At 62.4% G+C, this 20,328-nt stretch carries 24 protein-coding genes; 4 read left to right on the forward strand and 20 right to left on the reverse strand.

The window, feature by feature from the left end; translation table 11 throughout:
- Nucleotides 1–111: 111 nt before the first annotated feature.
- The 5 genes from BLT89_RS03745 to BLT89_RS03765 form a co-directional block, all read right to left on the reverse strand.
- Entirely contained in the window at nucleotides 112–1,482 is a 1,371-nt protein-coding gene (locus tag BLT89_RS03745) for a HAMP domain-containing sensor histidine kinase (RefSeq protein WP_090193165.1), read from the reverse strand.
- Nucleotides 1,479–2,162 carry a response regulator transcription factor gene (locus BLT89_RS03750; RefSeq protein WP_090193166.1) on the reverse strand — a complete coding sequence of 228 codons (684 nt, stop codon included), beginning with the start codon at nucleotides 2,160–2,162 and terminating at the stop codon, nucleotides 1,479–1,481. The genes BLT89_RS03745 and BLT89_RS03750 overlap by 4 nt, the downstream gene beginning before the upstream one ends.
- Nucleotides 2,163–2,267: 105 nt before the next feature.
- The gene (locus BLT89_RS03755) at nucleotides 2,268–2,714 is read right to left on the reverse strand and encodes a Spy/CpxP family protein refolding chaperone (RefSeq protein ID WP_090193167.1); all 447 of its coding nucleotides are present in this window, start codon (nucleotides 2,712–2,714) and stop codon (nucleotides 2,268–2,270) included.
- A 33-nt stretch (nucleotides 2,715–2,747) separates the two neighbouring features.
- Nucleotides 2,748–2,957: a hypothetical protein gene (locus BLT89_RS03760; RefSeq protein ID WP_090193168.1), complete on the reverse strand. Its 210-nt coding sequence runs from the start codon at nucleotides 2,955–2,957 to the stop codon at nucleotides 2,748–2,750.
- A 181-nt stretch (nucleotides 2,958–3,138) separates the two neighbouring features.
- On the reverse strand, nucleotides 3,139–3,420 hold the full coding sequence (locus tag BLT89_RS03765) for a peptidylprolyl isomerase (protein WP_090193169.1): 282 nt from the start codon (nucleotides 3,418–3,420) through the stop codon (nucleotides 3,139–3,141).
- Between the two features lie 257 nt (nucleotides 3,421–3,677).
- On the opposite strand from BLT89_RS03765, the gene BLT89_RS03770 reads away from it, so the two are divergent.
- Nucleotides 3,678–4,673, forward strand: coding sequence for an LLM class flavin-dependent oxidoreductase (locus BLT89_RS03770; protein WP_090193170.1), 996 nt, complete (start codon nucleotides 3,678–3,680; stop codon nucleotides 4,671–4,673).
- Nucleotides 4,674–4,945: 272 nt separating this feature from the next.
- On the opposite strand, the gene BLT89_RS03775 is transcribed toward BLT89_RS03770, so the two are convergent.
- From BLT89_RS03775 to ilvD, 3 genes are all read right to left on the reverse strand, one after another.
- Complete coding sequence (locus BLT89_RS03775; protein WP_090193171.1) at nucleotides 4,946–5,365, reverse strand: HIT family protein; 420 nt, start codon at nucleotides 5,363–5,365, stop codon at nucleotides 4,946–4,948.
- Between the two features lie 70 nt (nucleotides 5,366–5,435).
- Complete coding sequence (locus tag BLT89_RS03780; protein WP_090193172.1) at nucleotides 5,436–6,398, reverse strand: 2-hydroxyacid dehydrogenase; 963 nt, start codon at nucleotides 6,396–6,398, stop codon at nucleotides 5,436–5,438.
- 53 nt (nucleotides 6,399–6,451) lie between these two features.
- Nucleotides 6,452–8,092, reverse strand: a complete 1,641-nt coding sequence (gene ilvD, locus BLT89_RS03785; RefSeq protein ID WP_090193173.1) for a dihydroxy-acid dehydratase — start codon at nucleotides 8,090–8,092, stop codon at nucleotides 6,452–6,454.
- Between the two features lie 340 nt (nucleotides 8,093–8,432).
- Between ilvD and BLT89_RS03790 the strand changes: the two genes are divergently transcribed.
- The gene (locus BLT89_RS03790) at nucleotides 8,433–8,996 is read left to right on the forward strand and encodes a DUF2780 domain-containing protein (RefSeq protein ID WP_090193174.1); all 564 of its coding nucleotides are present in this window, start codon (nucleotides 8,433–8,435) and stop codon (nucleotides 8,994–8,996) included.
- A gap of 71 nt (nucleotides 8,997–9,067) precedes the next feature.
- On the opposite strand, the gene BLT89_RS03795 is transcribed toward BLT89_RS03790, so the two are convergent.
- The 8 genes from BLT89_RS03795 to BLT89_RS03830 all read right to left on the reverse strand — a co-directional run bounded on the left by BLT89_RS03795 (nucleotide 9,068) and on the right by BLT89_RS03830 (nucleotide 14,633).
- Nucleotides 9,068–9,643, reverse strand: coding sequence for a hypothetical protein (locus BLT89_RS03795; protein WP_090193175.1), 576 nt, complete (start codon nucleotides 9,641–9,643; stop codon nucleotides 9,068–9,070).
- Nucleotides 9,644–9,679: 36 nt separating this feature from the next.
- The gene (locus BLT89_RS03800) at nucleotides 9,680–10,288 is read right to left on the reverse strand and encodes a hypothetical protein (RefSeq protein WP_090193176.1); all 609 of its coding nucleotides are present in this window, start codon (nucleotides 10,286–10,288) and stop codon (nucleotides 9,680–9,682) included.
- A gap of 216 nt (nucleotides 10,289–10,504) precedes the next feature.
- Entirely contained in the window at nucleotides 10,505–11,245 is a 741-nt protein-coding gene (locus BLT89_RS03805; RefSeq protein WP_090198668.1) for a dienelactone hydrolase family protein, read from the reverse strand.
- Between the two features lie 238 nt (nucleotides 11,246–11,483).
- Complete coding sequence (locus tag BLT89_RS03810) at nucleotides 11,484–12,038, reverse strand: hypothetical protein (protein ID WP_090193177.1); 555 nt, start codon at nucleotides 12,036–12,038, stop codon at nucleotides 11,484–11,486.
- Between the two features lie 109 nt (nucleotides 12,039–12,147).
- Entirely contained in the window at nucleotides 12,148–12,951 is an 804-nt protein-coding gene (locus BLT89_RS03815) for a DUF2182 domain-containing protein (RefSeq protein WP_231975057.1), read from the reverse strand.
- Entirely contained in the window at nucleotides 12,948–13,583 is a 636-nt protein-coding gene (locus tag BLT89_RS03820; protein WP_090193178.1) for a DUF1326 domain-containing protein, read from the reverse strand. Before BLT89_RS03820 ends, BLT89_RS03815 begins: the two co-directional genes overlap by 4 nt.
- 199 nt (nucleotides 13,584–13,782) lie before the next feature.
- Nucleotides 13,783–14,388 (reverse strand): LysE family translocator, encoded by a 606-nt coding sequence (locus BLT89_RS03825; protein ID WP_090193179.1) that lies wholly within the window; start codon nucleotides 14,386–14,388, stop codon nucleotides 13,783–13,785.
- Complete coding sequence (locus BLT89_RS03830; RefSeq protein WP_090193180.1) at nucleotides 14,385–14,633, reverse strand: DUF1127 domain-containing protein; 249 nt, start codon at nucleotides 14,631–14,633, stop codon at nucleotides 14,385–14,387. Before BLT89_RS03830 ends, BLT89_RS03825 begins: the two co-directional genes overlap by 4 nt.
- A 145-nt stretch (nucleotides 14,634–14,778) precedes the next feature.
- Between BLT89_RS03830 and BLT89_RS03835 the strand changes: the two genes are divergently transcribed.
- A complete protein-coding gene (locus tag BLT89_RS03835; protein WP_090193181.1) occupies nucleotides 14,779–16,206 on the forward strand; it encodes an aminotransferase-like domain-containing protein in 1,428 nt (475 codons plus the stop codon).
- Nucleotides 16,207–16,247: 41 nt separating this feature from the next.
- Here the strand turns inward: BLT89_RS03835 and BLT89_RS03840 are convergent, their stop codons facing one another.
- Nucleotides 16,248–16,538 carry a hypothetical protein gene (locus tag BLT89_RS03840; RefSeq protein WP_090193182.1) on the reverse strand — a complete coding sequence of 97 codons (291 nt, stop codon included), beginning with the start codon at nucleotides 16,536–16,538 and terminating at the stop codon, nucleotides 16,248–16,250.
- 176 nt (nucleotides 16,539–16,714) lie between these two features.
- Nucleotides 16,715–17,530, reverse strand: coding sequence for a dienelactone hydrolase family protein (locus tag BLT89_RS03845; protein ID WP_090193183.1), 816 nt, complete (start codon nucleotides 17,528–17,530; stop codon nucleotides 16,715–16,717).
- A 116-nt stretch (nucleotides 17,531–17,646) separates the two neighbouring features.
- Between BLT89_RS03845 and BLT89_RS03850 the strand changes: the two genes are divergently transcribed.
- Nucleotides 17,647–18,498 (forward strand): CAP domain-containing protein, encoded by an 852-nt coding sequence (locus BLT89_RS03850; RefSeq protein ID WP_090193184.1) that lies wholly within the window; start codon nucleotides 17,647–17,649, stop codon nucleotides 18,496–18,498.
- Nucleotides 18,499–18,529: 31 nt separating this feature from the next.
- Here BLT89_RS03850 and BLT89_RS03855 read toward each other — a convergent pair whose 3' ends face one another.
- Both BLT89_RS03855 and BLT89_RS03860 read right to left on the reverse strand, forming a co-directional pair.
- The gene (locus tag BLT89_RS03855; protein ID WP_090198674.1) at nucleotides 18,530–19,642 is read right to left on the reverse strand and encodes a DUF1615 domain-containing protein; all 1,113 of its coding nucleotides are present in this window, start codon (nucleotides 19,640–19,642) and stop codon (nucleotides 18,530–18,532) included.
- 73 nt (nucleotides 19,643–19,715) lie between these two features.
- Complete coding sequence (locus BLT89_RS03860) at nucleotides 19,716–20,297, reverse strand: HdeD family acid-resistance protein (RefSeq protein WP_157718780.1); 582 nt, start codon at nucleotides 20,295–20,297, stop codon at nucleotides 19,716–19,718.
- Nucleotides 20,298–20,328 lie beyond the last annotated feature (31 nt).

Genomic DNA, 20,328 nt, shown 5'->3' on the forward strand with positions numbered 1-20,328 from the left:
GGGAGCCTGGCTTGCAGACGCTGGAGCGTCGAGGGCTGCATTCCCATGCGGGAGCGTGGGAACGATCATGTATTAACGGATTGCCACTTCCGCGCCAAAACGGCCTGCAGCTCAATCGACTGGCAGTGAAACCACTACCCGCAGTCCGGGGTGTGCATTGCTCAGCCTGAAGCTGCCCTCATGCGCCTCGGCCACCAGCCGGCAGAGATACAAACCCAGCCCTACGCCACCGCTGTTGCGGCCGCGAGCGGCGTCGGGGCGGAAGAAGGGTTGCGCCATCTGTTCCAGCTGGTCCTCAGGCACGCCGGTGCCATGGTCGCGTACCTCGATCACCAGCTGTTGATTATCCACGCGTATCTGCAATTCAACCGGCGCCTGCTTGCCGCCATGGCGCAGGGCGTTGTCGAGCAGGTTGCGCAGCAGCAGGCGCATGCGGGTCTGGTCCAGCTGTTGGGCCGGCAGATCCCTGGCTATCTGCAGCTGCACTGTGCCGGCGTTGGCGTGCTTGGCCTGCAGCTCGCCGATCACTTCCTCTGCCAGTTGCTGCAGCTTGATCGGTTCGCGGTGCAGCGCTGCATGGCGACTGGACAGGCGCTCGCTTTCCAGCAGATCACTGATCAGGCCGGCCATCTCCTGCAGGTCACGCAGCAGGGCGTCACGCTGCGGGGCAACCTCGGCGGTTTCCGGCAACAGCTCGGTATTCAGCCGGGCGCGGGTCAACGGGCTGCGCAGTTCGTGGCTGATTGCCAGCAGCAGCGCACGCTTGGCTTCGAGCATCTGGTGGATGTCATGGCCCATGGTGTTGATGGTATTGGCCAGCAGCCCCAGTTCATCGGGTTTGTCAGAGTGGCAGACGGGGATCTGTTCGCCAAACTGGCCATCGCCAAAGCGCCGCGCTCCGGCCTGGATATCATCCAGTGGCCGCAGCAGCCGCCGCACGTAGAGGAAGGCCAGCAAGGTCAACAGCAACAGAATGCCGAGGGTTATGCCAAAGGCATAGGGATTGGGCTCGAAGGCCTCCTCGTCGATACCGAACACCAGGCGGTGACCATCGGCGGTTGTGCGGGTGAGCAGGCGTTGCCATTTCTCATCGCCTTTCCAGTGATGCGTGCCGTCTTCATGTTGCATCCATTCGGGCAGCTTCTGTCCGGGGTGCGACTGCCAGTTGATGGTCGGCCCGCTGATGCGCACAGTGACCGGCAGGCGAGCGGTAAAAGCCCGGGCGCGTTCGATACTTGGTGTGCCGTCGGGACTGATGTCGGCGGCTACCCGGTCGACATAGTCCGACAGCAGCGGCCCGGCAGCGTGCCGCCAGCTGCCGGAAAAAACCCCTTGCGCGCCGCCGGTGAAGGTCGCCGTCACGGCCACGGCCAGCAGCAGGAAACCGAGCACCAGGCGCAGTTTGATCGAGTGGCCAACAGCATGCCGGGCGCGCTGATGCCAGCGCTGCCGCCGCGTGCTGGTGCAATCAGAATTGATCATGGCAACCGCCGCAAAGCCAGTGAGTAACCTGCATTACGCAGGGTCTTGATGCAGTCCAGTGGTTCGAGCTTCTTGCGCAAACGGCTGACCACGATATCCACCGCGCGTGAGTAGAGGTCAGCCTCATGGCCGCGCAGGTGGTTGAGAATGTCGTCGCGGCTGAACACCCGGCCGCTGTCGCTGGCCAGCATGTGCAGTAGCTCGAACTCGGTGCCGGTCAGCTCCACCGCCTCGCCCTGACGGGTCACGCTGCGCCGGGCCGGGTCAATGCTCAGGCCTTCGAAGCGCAGTTCGTTCTGCGTATCCTGCACCTGGCTGTTGCTGCGCCGGCGCAGCATGGACTGCAGGCGAGCGACCAGTTCACGCGGCTCGAACGGCTTGGGCAGGTAGTCGTCGGCGCCCAGTTCCAGGCCGACCACGCGGTCCATCACTTCACCACGGGCGGTGAGCATGATGATCGGGATGTCGTTGTCCTTGCGAATGCTGCGGCACAGCTCGAAGCCATCCATCTCCGGCAGCATCACATCGAGAATCGCTGCATCGAAATGCTCTTCTCGCAACAGCGCCAAACCCGCCGAGGGTTTCACTGCCTGGGTCAGCGCCAGCTCGTAACGCTGGAAGTAACTGGCCAGCGGGCCGCCGAGTTGTTCGTCGTCGTCAATCAGCAGAATGCGCTGCATGGGATGCCTTCGCTATAAACGTGGAACGTTAGCAGAAACAGCAGTCAGGCCGTGGCGTTGTGCGCTCCGGCCCTGCCTACCTTAACGTATCCGCCAGCGGGCTGTTCAATGCCCGAACCAGCTCTTGTGGCGCTCCAGCTTCTGCCTGAGTTTGCGTTGCTGATCCGGGTTCAGGCTGTCGTAGAAGTCAGCCAGCGCCGTAATTACCTGCGGTCCATCTTGCTGCAGTGCGCTGGTCTTTTCATCCAGCAGTTTCTGGGCGCCATTGCGGTCGAATGTGTCGCCAGTGATCAGTGTTGCAAAGCCGGCGCGCGGGTCATTACTGGTGCCTTTGATGTCGCTGCGCAGCACCTGCAACTGGGCGATCAGGGCGTCGAGTTTCTGCGTCTGCGCCGCATCGAGATCCATCTTGCCGGCGATCCTGTCGCGCACCTTGGCAACGTCGTCTGCACTCCAGTCCGCATGGTGGTCGCGGGAGCAACCGGCCAGCAGTCCGCTGAGCAGGCTGAAGCCGAACAGGGTGACCAGGGTAGTTCTGAGCCAGTTTTTCATGATCTTCACCTCCGGTGATTAGCTGCCAATCCGTCACATGCCAAGCAGCGAGGCAAGTACAGACACGCCATGGCTGTTGGCGGAGATCACTTCGCCCATGCGCAGGGAGCCGATGATCCAGCTGGCGGCGAACAGCGAGGCAATGAAGGCCAGCTGCAGGCGTGCCTTGCTGACTTCGTTGTCGGCAAACAGGTCTTCGGCGATATGGGCAGCAACGGGATGGTTGTTGAGCGAGATTTTCATGATGTTCACCTTTCTTGCGTTGTTGAAGAGGTGAGTTCATGGTGCCGGACAGGGTGGGGTGAAGCGTCTCGGCGGGGTTTCGGTTTATTGCGTTTTGTATCAGGCGGGAGGTTTTGTTGCAGGGTTTGCTACAAAGCGGCTGCTCCGGGCCGCATTGCGCAGGCCCGGTGCGGCATGTGGATCAGTCCTGGCGGCTGGTGACTTCCAGCAGGTGATAGCCGAACTGGGTCTTCACCGGGCCTTGCACGGTATTGAGCGGGGCGCTGAATACCACGGTATCGAATTCCTTGACCATCTGGCCCGGGCCAAACGAACCGAGGTCGCCACCACTGCGGCTGGACGGGCAGGTCGAGTTTTCCTTGGCGATATGGGCAAAATCGGCGCCGCCTTCGATGGCGGTCTTGAGTTCGTTGCACTTGGCTTCAGTGGCAACCAGGATGTGACGGGCAGTGGCGCGGGCCATGGGTGTTCCTCCATTGAGTGAAGGCGCAAAGCCTACCGGAATCAGGGGTTGTTTCAAGCACACAGCGATTGGTGGCACTTGCACGGGCTCGCTGGTGTTACTTTTTCTGCCATTGTCTGGCGGCAGGCAAAGCGTCGGGCCATTGAAGTGGCTGATGTCGCTCTATCGATGAGGCAGGCTTTGCCGGTTTGTTTTACTTCTGTCGCTTGTTGCACAGTAAAGTTGCCCGATACACAGGCTCAGGTACAAGTAGAACGATGAAACGACTTGCCGATATCCGTATTTCCACCCTCGACCTGGCACCGATTCGTGCCGATGGCGGGGCGCAGCAGGCGCTGCACAACTCGCTGGCACTGGCGCAACACGTCGAGGCGCTTGGCTACACGCGCTTCTGGGTGGCCGAGCACCACAACATGGATGGCATCGCCAGTTCGGCGACCGCCGTGCTGATCGGTTATCTGGCCGCCGGTACCCGCAGCATCCGTGTTGGCGCCGGCGGGGTGATGCTGCCCAACCATGCGCCACTGGTGATTGCCGAGCAGTTCGGCACCCTGGAGACGCTCTATCCGGGGCGTATCGATCTGGGCCTGGGCCGCGCGCCGGGCACCGACCCGCTGACCGCCCATGCATTGCGCCGCGCCCGTTCCGGCAGCGCCGATGACTTCCCGGCAGAGGTCGAGGAGCTGCAGGGTTATCTGGCCCCGCTGCAAGCCGGCCAGCGGGTCATGGCCATGCCCGGCGCGGGTACGCAGGTGCCGCTCTGGCTGCTCGGTTCCAGTTTGTTCAGTGCGCAGCTGGCGGGAATCAAGGGCTTGCCCTATGCCTTTGCTTCGCACTTCGCACCGCGGCTGATGCACGAAGCGATCCGCGTCTATCGCAACCATTTCAAGCCATCGGCGGTGCTGGACAAACCCTACGTAATGCTCGGTGTGCCATTGATTGCGGCGGATACCGATGCCCAGGCCGAGTATCTGGCCACCAGTTCCTACCTGCGTTTGTTGTCACTGATCCGTGGCCACAGCCTGGTCCAGCAGCCACCGGTGGACAGCATGGACGGGCGCTGGAATGCCCAGGAACGCCAGGCAGTCAGCGAAATGCTGGGGCTGGCGATGATCGGCGGGCCGGAGAAAATTCGCGCCAAACTGGAAGTGCTGCTGGAGCAGACTGATGCTGACGAGCTGATCTTCACCGGCGATATGTACGAGTTTGCCGACCGGCTGCACTCCTACGAGATTCTGGCAAATCTGCGCTGATCAGAGCAGCAGCAGGCGTGCCAGCTGCTCGGTGGGAGCGCCGACTTCGGCGCGAGCTGTTGCTTTGTTTTAACAGCGTTTCGCGGCGAGTCGCCGCTCCCACAGTTTTTTGATCGTTCCCACGCTCTGCGTGGGAACGCAGCCTGTGACGCTTCCGCGTCACTCCGGGCAGGCAAGTGCTGGCATTTCTGCAGTGCTGCAATGTGCTTTGCCGGCTTCGCTCCCATGCGCGCGCGCGGGAGCAGTCGTCTATCCAGCGCTGCAGCCGAAAATCAGCAGTCTGCTTCGGCATGCCCCAGCTGGCGCAGTGCCGCGCGAATCTTGCCGGCGTTGGCCTGCAGTGATTCGGCATTGACCGCATGGGCGGCGGCGAAGGACAGGTCGCTGAGTTGGTCGATCGGCAGCAGGTGAATGTGCGTGTGCGGCACTTCCAGTCCGGCGATGATCAGACCCACGCGCTGGCACGGATAGACCGCCTTCAGTGCCTTGGTGATGCGCTGCGCAACACTCATCAGGTGATTGGCCAGGGGTGCGGGCAGGTCATCCCAGTGATCGACTTCCGCACGCGGAATCACCAGCAGGTGGCCGTCACGAATCGGCTGGATGGTCAGGAAGGCGACTGCCTCGGCGTCTTTCCAGACGAAATGGCCAGGCAGTTCGCCATTGATGATGCGGGTGAAGATACTGGGCATGGGTGCAACCTCTGCGAGTGAATATCCGGGAAACAACGGCAGTGAACTTGCGTACGCTGCCGTGCATGGGTCAGCGATTGACCACGTTCGGTGGTGTACCGCCCTGCAGGCCGGTGATCAGGTTTTTCAGGGCCAGCATCGCCATGTTCTGACGGGTAGTCGGTGTGGCGCTGCCGATGTGCGGGGTGAACAACAGGTTGGGGCAGGCCAGCAGTTCGGGATGCACCGCCGGTTCGCCTTCCACGCAGTCCAGAGCGGCTGCGGCAATCACGCCGGAACGCAGGGCCTGGGCCAGCGCCGCATCATCCACCACGCCACCACGGCCACTGTGAATCAGCACGGCAGTGGGCTTCATTTTCGCCAGCTGTCCGGCGCCGATCAGATGGTGGGTATCTGCCCGATAAGGCACCTGCAGCACGACGAAATCCGCCCTGGCCAGCAGCACATCCATTTCTACGCGGGTTGCCTGCAGGGCGCTGGCGGTTTCGGCAGCGACCAGGGACGGGTTGCAATACAGCGTCTGCATCTCGAACCCCAGCGCGCGACGGGCGACGGTCTGGCCAATGCGGCCGAAGCCGATGATGCCGAGGGTTTTCTTGCTGACATCCATGCCCATGCCGAAGCCGCCGGGGCTGTCAGCCGACCACAGGCCGCCACGCACGAAGGCATCGGCCTGCGGCAGGCGGCGGGCGACAGCGAGGATCTGGGCGAAGACCAGATCGGCCACGGCATCGTCCATCGCCCCCGGGGTGTTGGTCACTGTTACGCCTTTGGCGGTGGCTGCGGCCACGTCGATGTTGTTGTAACCCACGCCGATATTGCACAGCAGCTTGAGGCGAGTGCAGGCGTTGAGCGTTGCACCGTCGATCTCGTCCAGAGCGGTGACCAGCGCGGCATCGGCATCGCGCAGCAAGTCATGCAGCTCGGCTTTATCCCGACAGACTTCGCCAGCGGGCAGGGCGAGGCTGCCCAGTTTGCCCAGCTGGTCGAGCAGCGGCTGTGGCAGGCGGCGGACTACGGCTATTTTCGGCATCTGGAACTCCTCGGACTTTGTGCAGCCATGGTACGTCACCGCGCGGTTGAGGTTCAGTCGAGTACTGCGCCTTCACAAGCCGGGCGCACGTATTTGCGATACAGGCGCATATAGCCATGGGCTACGGCACCTTCATGGGGCACCCAGTTTTCCCGGCGCTGGCTCAGGGTAGCTTCATCCACCTGCAGCGTCAGTGAGTTGTTGGGGATATCTATTTCGATGATATCGCCATCCTCGATCAGCGCAATCGGCCCGCCCTTGGATGCTTCCGGACAGATGTGGCCGACACAGGGTCCGGAGGTTGCGCCGGAGAAACGCCCGTCGGTGATCAGCGCGGCCTTCTTCAGTCCGGCCATTTTCAGCTCGATGGTGGCGCCGAGCATTTCCGGCATGCCGGGTGCACCCTGCGGGCCCATGTAGCGCAGCACCACCACATGATTGCTGTGGATCTTGCCGGCCTTGATGGCAATCATCGCGTCATTTTCCGAGTTGAAGCAGATCGCCGGGCCGCTGGTTTTCAGCATTTCCAGGGATACCCCGGATTGTTTGATGATGGCCGTGTCCGGCGCCAGGTTGCCGCGTAGCACGCTAATGCCGCCGCTGGGCCGGAAGGCTTTTTCCACCGGCGGAATAACTGTGTCATTCAGCACCCGCGCCCTGTCGATGGTGTCCTTGAGCGGCCTGCCGGTGACGGTCATGGTGCCGGTGTCGAGGAAGCCCTGCATTTGCTTGAGGACAGCAGGCATGCCGCCGGCGGCCCACAGGTCCTGCACGCCGTAGGGGCCATTGGGGCTGATGGCGAGCAGCGTCGGCACCTGGGCGGCGGCTTCGAAGTGGGCCATGGAGAAGGGTACTTCGGCGGCGTGGGCAATGGCGGGCAGGTGCAGGGCGCTGTTGGTGGAACCGCCGATGGCCATGGTCATGCTCACCGCATTACTGAAGGCTGCCGGGGAGAACATCTGCCGGGCGTTGAGCCCTTCGCTGACCATGCCGACAATGCGCTCGCCGGTCTGGCGGGCGGCTTCCAGCTTGTCGGCATGCCAGCCGGGGATATTGCTGGTGCCAGGCAGGCAGATGCCGAAGACTTCGGCCAGACACTGGAAGGTATTCGCCGTGCCCATGATTTCGCAGGCACCGCAGGTGGCGCAGGTAGCGGTCTTGGCGAGCATGAACGGGTCGCTCTGGTAGTCGCCGTGATCGATGCTCTGCTTCGGGTTCGCGGTATTGCGGATGTCCATCTGTCCCGGCCCGCCGGACAGGTACAGCGAGGGCATGTCGAGGCGTGCCATGGCCATCATCATGCCCGGGTTGATCTTGTCGCAGCCGGCGATGAACACCACGCCATCGTAAGGCTGCGAGCGGATGTGGGTTTCGATGATGTCGGCGATCAGGTCGCGCTGGGCCAGCACGAAGCGCATGCCGTCATGGGCCATGGCCACGCCGTCGCAGGGGGCCGGTACGTTGAACTCGGCGCATTCGCCACCAGCGGCAAGCACGCCATCACGGACTTTCTTCGCCAGCCGGTCCAGATGCGCATGGCCGGTGGTCATTTCGGTATGCGAGTTGGCAATGGCAATCAGCGGGCGCTTTTTGATGCGCTCGGCATTGATGCCCGCACCATGCAGCAGACCGCTGCGGAAAACGTTCATCAGCGGGCTTTCGCTGTTGGAAATGATGTCGCTGCGCTTGCTCATGCAGGTTGGCCTTTGATCGGGATTGTCGGGTATCGGCGGGCTTGGGGCAGGCATCGACTGGTGCTGAGCTGCAGCGCGCTGACGGGCGCTTTGTTGTATACCGCATTGGCGCAAGCGCGGATTGATCTGAAGCATGGGCAGCGCTACGTTTGGACGAATCGGGCATTGTGTGTGCGGCTTGCAGCGGTTGTGCGGGCAGCCCGACATTGATTGCGTTGCCTTGGCTAGCAATTAAACTGCCGGTCCCGTGGAACGATGCCGGCCCGCCTGCAGTCCAAACGCGGACATGATTTTCCGCCCAGTCGCGCCCTGCGCGCCTTTTTTCCCAAGAGGTTTATCGATGAATGTTACCCGCAGCCTTTCCCTTGCCGCCGTTTTCAGTCTGACAGCCAGTACGGCATTTGCCTTCGGTCTGGACGACGTGACCAATGCGGTGAATGCGGCCAGTGCCGGCAATAACAGCGCCTCCAGCAGCATGCTGGGCAATCCGCAGACCCTTGATCTGGTCAGTTCGCTGAGCAGCCTCAACCTGTCCCCGCAACAGGCGGTAGGGGGTACCGGGGCCATGCTCGATCTGGCCAAGAATCAGTTGCCGGGGGCGCAGTACGCCCAGCTGCTGCAAAGCGTGCCGGGGCTGGATCAGCTGGTCGGCAGCAATGGCCTGCAGCAACTGAGCGGTCTGGGCAGCATTCTCGGCGGTTCTGCGGCAACGCCGGTGAGCGGCGCAGCTACGGCCGCAGTGTCGAATGTGAATAGCCTGCAAGACCTGAACAACGCCTTTGGCGCGCTGGGCATGGACAGCAGCATGATCGACCAGTTCACCCCGTTGCTGCTGCAGTACTTCGGCAAGCAGGGTGCCGATCCTTCGTTGCTCGGCAGCCTGGGCAGCTTGTGGGGCGCCTGATTTATTGATTGGATATGCAAGGCTGGCAACCGAGGTGCCCTTACGGCACCGGCTGCCAGCCAGTAGGGCACTCAGATCAGCTTTTGCTGATTAGCCTGTTCCAGGCTGCTCTGGCTCAAGCGGGTCAACACGTTATCGGTTGACTCGCCGAACGGCAGCGCAAATACCAGCAACAGCTGCATCCAGGTGGTAATGGTTTCATGCTTCTCGACACTGCCGAGCAGCTTGCCACTGCCATCCATGAATTCGGTCTGCATGCTCAGCGCGTTGCTCGCCGTGCTGGGAATGATGAACAGGGTCAGGCCGGTGATAAAGGCCGCCGCCTTGCTGCTGCTCTCGTGGTTGCTGACCTTCACGTTGATATACAGATCCGCTTCCTGCTCGCTGGTGGCCACCCGGCTGAACAAGCCGCTGTCCTGATACTGCTTGAGCACCAGCTTTTCCAGCCCGGCCTGATTGAAGCCGCCGGTCAGGGGTTGATCGTTATGCAGGTACTGGCCCTCGACGCGGATGTAAGCCGTGGGTTTTGCTGTGCCGGCAGCCGCTGGCGGCCAGGGCTGGACTTGCGCGAGGTTATGGCTGGAGTAGGAAATGCAGCCGGAAAGCAGCAGGCAGCAGGTGAGCATTGCAGCAAAAAGTTTTTTCATGGTTAACGTCCTTGTTGGTGTTATCGGGTGCTGGATTCAGCGTTGCGCGAGTTGATTGCTGCTGTCCTGCAGCAATTGTTCAACCAGTTGGTTGAGCTGGACGGCGCCGAGGGACGGGTTCATGTAGTCCGTGTCCCACAGGCCGGTGTTCTGTGCCACTGCGATGGTCTTGCGGCTGCTGGCCAGCAGCCTGCCACGGGCATCCTCGACCGACAGTTGGCCGGCGAGGTCGTAGCGGTCGACATAGATCGGCCCGTTGAACCAGATCCAGCCCGTCAGCGTCAGCAGGGCGCCGGGGAAGTAGCCCGGATGCGGGGTGCGCTTGCCTTGCAACAGGCTGAAATCGAACTTCAGCAGCACATCCTGCTCGCCAAGGCGGGCCGGGAAGCGGATGACCTGCGCGAAATACGCGCCTTTTTCCAGGCGACGATTGAGCTGTTGGGTGAATTGGCGTGCCATGTTCTGCCGCGCATCGGCGTCGATCGCCGGATCGGAAACCGATACATCGGCCAGCATGGCTGCACGGGGCTGGGTGATAGCTGCAGTTTTTTCCGGGTCACCGATCGGGCCGGCGGGGTGGAAGGAGACGCAGCCGGTCAGCGTCAGGCCGAGCAGGCCGGCAAGCAGGTAATGCAGAGTTTTCATGGTTCATCCTTGAACAGGCGGGAAGGTGATGCAGATGCATCGTTGACAACCCGTCCGTGGGTTGTCTGTGGCTGCGTCAATCGGCAATGTCCCGAGCGACGCCGGCTGATTCTATCCGCTGCTGGCGGTCAGGCGTCAACTGCCATGAGCTGCCGATGTGAGTCAGCGCTTCTGCAAAAGCCGTTGCACAACGGCCAGCACCTGACCGCGCAGTGCCTATTTGAAGGTGTTCCCCAGCAGTTTTTTCGCTTCGGCGAATGATTGCTGATCCGCAGCGGCGTTGTAGGCCGCGCCCTTGCTGTTGTCGTTGCCTGCGCCCATATCGGTAAAGCTGTGCACCGCGCCGGGGTACTGGACCAGGTCATAGCTGACATTGTTGCTCTGCATTTCGTCCTGGAAGGCTGCCAGATCCGCTGCCGACACATAGGGGTCGTCGGCGCCATGCAAGGCCAGTACCCGCCCGGTGATGTTCTGGCCATCGGCTGGATGGGGGCTGTCCAGCCCGCCATGGAAGGAAATGATCGCCTGCAATTCGGCACCGCTGCGGGCCAGTTCCAGTGCGCCGGTGCCGCCGAAGCAGTAGCCGACCACGGCGACCTTCTCGCCATCCACCCCCGGTTGTTGCAGGGCGGTTTGCAGCGCCAGGTTCAGGCGCTGGCGAAACAGTGCGCGGTCGCTTTTGTAGATCGTCGCCTGGGCGCCGGCCTGCTTGGCATCCTGCGGACGAATGCCCTTGCCATAGACGTCCGCGGCGAACACCACATAACCCAGTTCGGCAAAGCGTGCGGCCTGTTTTTCGGTTTCCGCGGTGACACCCATCCAGTTATGCACCATCAGTATCAGCGGGCGTTTCTGTGCCGGGCCTTCGGGCGTTACCAGCAGGCCTTCGAAGACCTGCCCATTGTCCTGATAGTCAACGGTCTTGCTGCTCACGGCAGCCTGGACGGATGCATGCATGGCGACTCCGGCGAGTAGGAAAAAGCTGAGAAGGACTTTGCTGATCATGGCGGGCTCCGGTTGCAAGGCTCCAGGGGGAAGTCACGGTCGAGTGTCAAAGCATAGACGTTCAGGCCCGGCTGGCCAGATGCCCGGCCGCAACCCAGCGTCCAGCAGCCGCTGGATGATCCATGGCGGGCCGGGAGCTGCATGCCGTTGTTCACCATGCATGCCCGTCAGCCCGCTGCCCGGCTTGGCTTCAGACCAGCCTGCGCAACTGGTGCCAGCGGTGCTGCAGGGCCACCACCCAGCCGGGGGAGGCACTGCCGGTACCGGCCAGTTCCAGTTGCGGATGGTGCAGTACTACCCGTGCCAGTGCGGCTTCCTGACGTGGTGCGACATCGACAAAAAACAGATGCCGACCCTGCCGCAAGACATCGTGGAAACCCTGAAAATGCACATTGGGACGTTGCAGGCCGAACAGGCCGCCTTCCCAGACACTGAAGCCGAAGGCAACCAGCGCGAGGAACACGAACGGCATCCAGCCGACGGCTGTTTCCGCCCAGCCGCTCAGGTAGGCAATGGCCAGCACCATTGCGGCCAGGCCAAGTCCAACCAGCCCGCCGAGGCCGCCACTGTGTACCAGGTCTTGTTTCATGAGTGAATTGACATCGTGCAGCTGGTGCTGTTCTACCGCGGCATCCTGATCACTGAGTACATGGATCTGCTCGGTGTTGATACCGCTGGCTTGCAGTTCGCTCTCGATCGTTTCCAGCTCGTCGAGGTTGTCGCTGATGTAGTAATGCCTGTTCATGGCAAACCTCCTGTCGTCGGTTGACAGAGGAGCCCCCAAGCTCTGTGGTAACCCGCCACGCCAGAGGTCATGACCTGCCGGCGCGTAACCCAAGTATAGCCCCGTGGCGTCAGTTGCCCATGGCACCAGCCGCCAGCCAAAGTCCCCAGATCACCAGCAGTAGGCCGCCAAGCAGGCTCAGCCAGCGTTGTTGCGGGAGTAACTTCTCCAGCAGCACGTACAGCCCGAGCAGGGCTACCCAGGTCAGGTTCATCACGCCGCCGACAAACAGCAGGCCCATCAGTGCCCAGCAGCAACCCAGGCAGAACATTCCGTGGGCCAGCCCCATGCGCCAGCTGCCGGCAAGGCCGGCCTGCCAGTGCTCGAGAATGAAGCGCAACGGCATACCGCAACGGCGCAAACAGGCCTGTTTCAGCGGCAGCCACTGGTAGATGCCGGCACCGATCAGCAATGCCGCTGCCAGCCACTGACTGCTGCTGCGCATCTGTGCATCAAGCAGGCGCCACTGCTCCAGTTGCCATTGCAGCAGCGTGGCGAGCAGGCTGAAAGCGCTCCACACCAACAGATAGCCCAGGCCGAATAGCAACAGCGCTTTGCGCACCTGCGTTTTATCGAAGCGCCGGCTTGCCACCTGCCCGTAGAGCAGCAGCATCGGCACGGCACTGGGCAGCATCATGGCCACCATCATCACCGCCCACATGGCAAACATCAGCAGCGCATCGGCGGCAGTCCAGGGCATGCTCATCTCGCCCATGCCCTGCACCATCAGCGCGGAGGTGGCACTCATGCTTGCGCCCATGCGGTACAGCAGCAACCAGCACAGGGCCAGCAGCGCCAGCACACAGCCGAGCAGCAGACGATTGCCCTGCAGAGCCTGAAGCCAGCCGCGAGGCTGGCGGGGCAGGGTGTTCACCGCACCACGCCACGTCCGGTGAAGTGCAGGTTGGCGAAGTGGCCATGGCCGTTTTGCGAGGCGATGGCGATGGCGCCATGGGTCTGGTAGCTGCCACTGGCCATCTCGGCTTCGGTGAATTCGAAACCGTTGGGCAGTTTCAGCTGGATCGACTGCTGCTCACCGGTTACCGGGTTGCGGATCGGTTCGCCGATCGACTCCAGTACGCCGGGAATGCGGATATGTGCCACGCGCTGCGCCAGATCGATGTCCATCTCGATCGGCACGAATTGTGGCTCGTGCATTTCCTCGATGGTGCTGCTGAAGACCTGGAAGACGGTGGCGCCGGGGTCGGTTTCCTGCCCGGAAAGAATAGTCAGCAGGCCTTCACGCTGTGCCGGCGTGGCCGTGTCTTCGAGATACACCTGACAGCTGCCGTTGCCTTCATGGATCGGTCCCGGCCAGGCGAAAACGGCTACCCAGCGCATGCCGTCGAGGCTGGTCTGGTTGAAGTGTCCGTGCTCCACCTGCATGCCGACCACGGCCTCGCAGTAACCCTTGTTTGGCAGTGCGCTGAACTGACAGGGGCAGCCCCAGTCGCAATTGCAGGAAGAAAATTCGACGCCCTGCAGACGCCAGTCGATCATGCTCATGAGATACCTCCCTCGTCATGGCGACGAGAAGTCCGGTTATCCCCCACACATTCAGGTTAGCAGCCGCTGGCCTGCCGGCGTAGATAACAGACCGGAGGTGCCAGCGGCGCCTGCCTGCTGACTGGCGTTGCCGCAGCGGTTTGGCGGCTTGTCTGGTGCATTGCCGAAGCCATTTCGCAGCCGGCTAAAGCGCTGCAGCCTAGCGCTGCACAATCAGCACGATGGTCAGGGCGGTCAGCACGGCCATGACCCGGTTGAAGTGAATCTGTCGCGCAGCAGTAGACAGGAACTGCTGCATCAGCGTGCCGAAACCGGCCCAGACCGAGATGGCCGGCAGATTGATGGTGACAAACACCAGCACCAGCAGCATGCCTGACGCCCAGTAGGCCTCGCCGGCCAGGGTAAAACTGCTGACGGCGGTGATGGCCATGATCCAGGCCTTGGGATTGACGAACTGGAACAACACCGCCTGCCACCAGGCGAATGGCCGGGCGTCGTCAGTGTCCTGCTGCAGGCTGCGTGGCGGGGTTTGCAGAATCTTCCAGCTGAGCCAGAGCAGGTAGCCGATTCCGGCAATCCGCAGCAGTAGCTGTAACAGCGGAAAGCGGCTGAACAACTCGCCGAGCCCGCCGAGCACACAGGTCAGCAACAGGGCCATGCCCAGGGAAATGCCGAGCATGTGCGGCAGGGTGCGGCGAAAACCGAAATTCGCCCCGGAGGCCAGCAGCATCAGATTGTTCGGCCCCGGCGTCACCGAAGTGACAAAGGCGAAACTGGCCATGGCGAGCAGATTCAGCAGGGTCATGACGACAGTTCGGCTCTGGCCAGCGGGTCATCGCGGAATGAGCGCCGGCTTTCCCTCAATGCATCGGCCCGGCTCAGGCCAAGATCCTGCAACGCAGAATCATCGAGCAAGGCCAGCTGGCGCCGCTGCTCCGCCAGTTGCCACCAGCGCCGCAGTTGCTGCCAGGCTTTGCCCGGTTTTGCCAGCAGCGGCGAAGCGTACTGGCGCTCATTGCTTAACGGAAAATGTGCAGTCGAGTTTTTCATTTATCCACCCTCCCTCCGGATAGTGGATACAGCTTGAACTGCACGCTGCTAGCAATACAGATGTAGATAAACAATAATAGACCGGTACAGATTGCATTGACTGCAAAACTGTACTGTTACCAACTGACGAAACTGTGATGGTGCCATGACGCTTTATCGGGAAATTGCCCTGCGAATCAACACCCGCATCGAGCAGGGGCTGTACAAGCCCGGCGACCGGCTGCCCGGAGTGCGCCCGCTCAGTGAACAGTTCGGCGTGAGTATTTCCACCGTGGTGCAGGCCCAGCGGCAACTGGAAAGCCAGGGCTCGATAGAGGCACGCCCGCGTTCGGGTTACTACATTTGCCAGCGCCCGTGGCTCAAGCCGGAAGTACCGACCGCCTCGCGGCCGCCGCAGAAACCGATGCCGGTCAGCGGTCAGGAACTGGTGTTGCAACTGGCCCGTGCTGCCAACCAGAGCGATTTCGTGCAACTCGGGGCTGCCGTGCCGCATGCGGCATTCCTGCCGCTGCGGGCCCTGCAGCGCAGTCTCGGCAAAGCCGCGCGCGGTTATCAGCAACACGCCAATTACGCCTTTCCACCGGGGCTGCCGCAACTGCAGGAAGAAATCGCCCGGCGCATGCTGATCGCCGGTGATGTGGTGAATCCGCAGGACATCGTGATTACCGACGGCTGCCAGGAAGCGGTTGCCCTGTCCTTGCGGGCCGTAGCCAAGGCCGGGGATGTCATCGCCATCGAGTCGCCGACCTTTTACGGCCTGCTGCAGGTGATTGAGTCACTGGGCATGAAAGCCCTGGAAATCCCCACCGATCCGCAGCAGGGCATGAGTCTGGCGGCGCTGCAAATGGCGGTGGAACAGTGGCCGGTTAAGGCCTGCGTGACCATTGCCAACTTCAGCAACCCGCTCGGCAGCCTGATGCCCGACGCGCAAAAGCAGGCGCTGGTAAAGATGGCCCGGCAGCACCGCTTCGCCCTGATCGAGGATGACATCTACGGCGACCTGGGCTTTTCCGGAGAGCGCCCGCGCTCGCTGAAATCCTTTGCCGACGATCCGCTGGATCAGGTTTATTACTGCGCTTCGTTTTCCAAAACCGTGTCGCCGGGGCTGCGCTGTGGCTGGGTGCATGCGCCGCTGCCGAGTGTCGAACGCATCATGTACCTCAAGCATGTGACCAATCTGGCCACCAGTTCGATCTCCCAGCTGGCGCTGGCCGACTATCTGGCCCAGGGCAGCCACGAACGTTATCTGCGCCAGGTACAGACGCTGTACCGCCAGCAGGTGGCGTTGTTCAGTCAGGCGATCAGCAAGTATTTCCCGGCGGGCACACGGGTCACCCAGCCGGCCGGTGGTTTCGTCCTGTGGGTGGAGTTCGATCCGCGTGTCGACACCCTGGCCCTGACCCATAGGGCCATCGAGCACAAGATCAGCATAGTGCCGGGACAGATCTTCTCGGCGACGCAGAAATACCGCAACTGCATCCGTCTCAACTGCGCCCAGCCGTGGTCGGCCAGACTGGAAGCGGCCCTGATGGAACTGGGCCGGCAGGTGCAGGGCATGCTCGACAGCGTCTGAAAACCAGCCGCAACAGCCCTGCAGGTTTACCGGTTTACCCGTCAGTTGATCTGCACAATGACCGGACCTTCGGTAACTATCGGCGGCTCCGCGCGGATGTCTGCGGCATTCTCCTGAATCCACTCGCGCGCAACTTTCAGGCTGGCATCGGTGCTGGTCTTGTCCGTGCAAACAGTCACCGCCGTGCCGCCATCGCCGGTATTGAGCAGGGTGTAGCTGATCAGTCCGGGGACTGTGCGCAGGGCCGCTTCCACCTCGGCCTTGTGCGCTTCCAGATGTTCAAAAAGCTGCTGTGCACCAGCACCCAGATAGGTTCTTATCACTGCATACATGGTCGCCTCCCGGGGAGTTACCCTGTTGATGCCCGTCCAGATCCGTTGGTGGCTTGCCTAACGAAGATTTCCGTTGCTCCTGTGTATTGAGCTTAGCCAAGCCCAGGCGCAAAGCGACATGCACTGACCGCCGGCACAGTTGCTTGACCGCTGCTGTTACTGTGCCCGGCAGGTTTTCAGCCGCGCAATTGTTCGTCAAAGAAGCCGAGCAGTCGCTGTAGCGCGGCCTGGGTCGGATGACCGTCGGTGTCGACCAGATCGCGGGTCACCACCGAGTGTGCCGTGCGCGGAATCCCATCGGGGTTGCCCGGGCCGGAATCGATTTCGATGCCCTCGAAGCCGCTGCCCAGTTCTTCGCGCAGGCGCTCGAAGCGCTCCGGCGGGCTGCTGCGGTCGTGGCTGAAGCGCAGCCCCAGCACCTTCACGTCGCCAGCGGCGACGCGCTGCTTGATGCACTGCAGTTGTGCGTCGCTGACGTGCAGATCGCGCTTGTGCTGCGCACTGACCGGGAAGGGCAGCGAGGGTTGCGACAGCACCGGCGCCATCACCGACTCATCGACCATCAGCGCCAGGGCGAAGTTGCCGGTCAGGCACATGCCGATGGCACCCACACCAACCCCGCCGCATTCCTTGTGCGCATGCCGGCACAGGGCACGTAGCGCGTTGGTGATCGGGCTGGCCTGTTTCAGTGCCAGCACCTGGAATTCGCGGCTGATGCAGGCTTTGCTGATCGAACCGAGCACGTAGGGAATACTGAAGTCCTTGCCCGGCTCGCCGAGTAGCGAAGGCATATACACGCAGTAACCTTCACTGAGCAGACGTTCGGCAAAATCGATCACCGCCGGGTAGATGCCCGGCACCTCATGCATCACCACAATCGCCGGCGGGTTGTCGACGCCCGGTGGCACCTGCTTGTATACCGGAAAGGCGAACTCGCCGTCCTCGAAGCGGAACTGCTGCCAGTTGTCGAGGCGTTTGTCGGTTATGGCCATGGGATTCCTGTCAGTGTGAACGGGCAACTGCATACTAGCCTGCCAATTGCATGAGCGGCGTGCCAGCACCGCGTGAATCAAGCATCATGCACAGTAATCCACTCACGGAGACTGTCATGCACCTTATCGCCTTGTCTGTCCGTGCAGCCGTGCTGGCGCTGGGCCTGCTGTTGGCCAGCGCTGCCATGGCCAGCGAGGAAGCGCAGCTTATTGATTCGATCAATGCCTACCGCAGCCAGGCGCAGTCCTGTGACGGCAAAGGCACGCCCGAGCTGCCGCCGCTGCACAGTGATCCGCGCCTGCTGCTGCCGGTGGACGGGGTGGGTGACCTGCAGGCTGCGCTGGCTGCAGCGGCTTATCCGATGATGAATGTGCAGGCCATCAGCCTGTCCGGCCCGCGCGATGCACAATCGGCGATGCAGGCGCTGCGCGAGAGTTTCTGCCGGGTATTGCTCGATCCGCAGTTCATCGATATCGGCATAAACCGCCAGCAGCGCGACTGGCGCATCGTGCTGGCGCGACCGCTGCTGGCAGGGCGCATGGGTAACTGGCAGGCCGAGGGGCAGAATCTGCTCAAGCAGATCAACGATGCCCGGGCACTGGCCCGCCAGTGTGGCGCTCAGGCTTTTGCCGCCACGGCGCCGCTGAGCTGGAATGCCACCCTCGGCAGCGTGGCCGAGGCCCATAGCCGGGCCATGGCCAATGGCAACTACTTCGCCCACAAGGACCGCAACGGCCACACGCCGGGCGACCGCGCCGAGCTGGCCGGCTATGCCGGGGCGGCGATCGGCGAGAACATCGCCGCCGCCATGGACTCGCCGCAGCGGGTGGTCGAAGGTTGGCTGGCCAGCCCGGCACATTGCGCCAATCTGATGAATCCGCAGTTTCGCGAGTTCGGCGCGGCCTACGCGGTCGACCCGAAAAGCGATGCCGGCATCTACTGGACAGCGCTGTTCGGCAGGCCCTGAAGCGGCAGCCTTGACCGGCGGTTGAGGCTGGCTAGTTGGCGAATGCCTTGTTGATGCAGCGCTGGTAGCGTTCCTGCACGCGGTTGGCAAACCAGGCAGTGGTCAGTTTGCGGGTGATCTTCGGGCTCTCCAGACGGATGTTCGGCAACGCCTCGCGGGTCAGCGGCCGGCCCTTGCGCTGCTCGGCCAGCGCGTAGACTTTTGCATACAAGGCACCTTGCTCGAATTCGAAGCTGCGGCCCTGTTCCAGCGCCTGGCGAATCTGCCCGTCACTCATGCCCAGGGGACCGGCCAGCTTGCGGACGGCGGTCTCGGTGCTGCCGACCTTGTTGCCGAACAGGCTCGCCGGAATCACCAGATCACCATCCTCAACCAGTGGCACATTGGTAGCGGCAGTCACCGCGCCCTGGAAGGCCGCGTTACGGCTGGCATACCAGCCGGCGTTGAAGTCGGCAAAACGGTACAGGTGGCGGGTGTAGCTGTTGCGGTAGTCGAGCAGGTGGGCAATGCCGAAATACAGGCCGCCACGGCGGGTGAATACTTCGTGGCGGATCGACCCTGCGTCGGCATAGGGGTAGTCCAGCTCGGCCGCATGCTGCTCGGCGAAGGCGATGCTCACCTGCATCGGCCCGGCAGTACGCACCGGGTTGGCCCTGGCCAGCAGTTGCGCGCCCAGTGGCACCTGGTCGATGAGTTGTTCGTAAAGCAGGCTCAGGTCGCGCTCGGTCTGCACTTTGGCAATGCGCGTGGCATAGCTGCGCCCATCGGGAGATTTGAGCGACAACGCGGCACTCACCGCCATCTGCGGAATACCCAGACGGGCGGCGCGGCGGTCGATTTCCTCGCGAGCAATGCGGCCCAGCCCCGGCACTGCCGGATCGGCCTTGAAGCCGGTTTCCTGCGCGGTAACCGCCAGCACCGCACAGAGGTTCTCCGTGCTCGGCAATAGCTGCATGCTCTGGAAGGCGAACTGGATATCCGCCGCCCAGCCCTGCCGATCGGCGAGGTTTTCCGGTAACAGCGTGACCAGCTGCGCGCGCACTTCGGCAGGCTCACGGCTGCCCTTGTCCGGCGTCGAACTGCAGCCCGCGAGCAGTATCAGCAGGCTGCAGAACAGGCCGCTGCGCTGCTGCCGGCGGGCCATGTTGCAACCGGGCAAAACCGCCAGAAGATTGCCCACGCAGGCATTCAAGGTGCCGGAAACATTCACGGGTAAATTATTTGCCTTGCGTGGCCTTGCCGGCACTGCGGCCCAGCACTACCAGCCACCAGCCGCCCATCATCAGCTTGAGGCCGAACAGGATGCCCACCGCCCAGACGCCCGAGAGCGGGAACTGGCGCCAGATGATCAGGCCCAGCACCAGGGTCACCAGGCCGTTAAACAGCATCCAGCCCCAGCCGGGGGTGGGGCGCATCTGCATGGCCGCCAGCAGTTCGAAGACACCGGTTGCCAGAAAGTAGGCAGCGAGAAACAGCGTTATCGCTTCAAGTCCCTCAAGCGGCTGGGTGAGCAGGTACATGCCGGCAATCACTGTCAGCAAGCCGATCAGCAAGACCAGCAGGCTCTTGCCGAAGGCGCCGGTGCGAAAGGCCAGCAGACACTGGCCAATACCACCGACTGCCAGCAGCAGGCCTACCAGAATGGTGATGGAAACACCTGCCGCCAGTGGCGCAGCCACGGCCAGCAGGCCGCACAGCAGCAGGATGACGCCGGTAATCACCGCCACCCGTGCGTGAGCCTGGAGCGCTTCGATGAAGTTGGCGGCGAGGTTCTGCGGTGTCGGGTTGTCTGGATTCAAGTGCGTGCTTCCTGAAGGTGGCAAGGAGGAT

The organism is Pseudomonas pohangensis, from assembly GCF_900105995.1.
GTDB classification, from domain to species: domain Bacteria; phylum Pseudomonadota; class Gammaproteobacteria; order Pseudomonadales; family Pseudomonadaceae; genus Aquipseudomonas; species Aquipseudomonas pohangensis.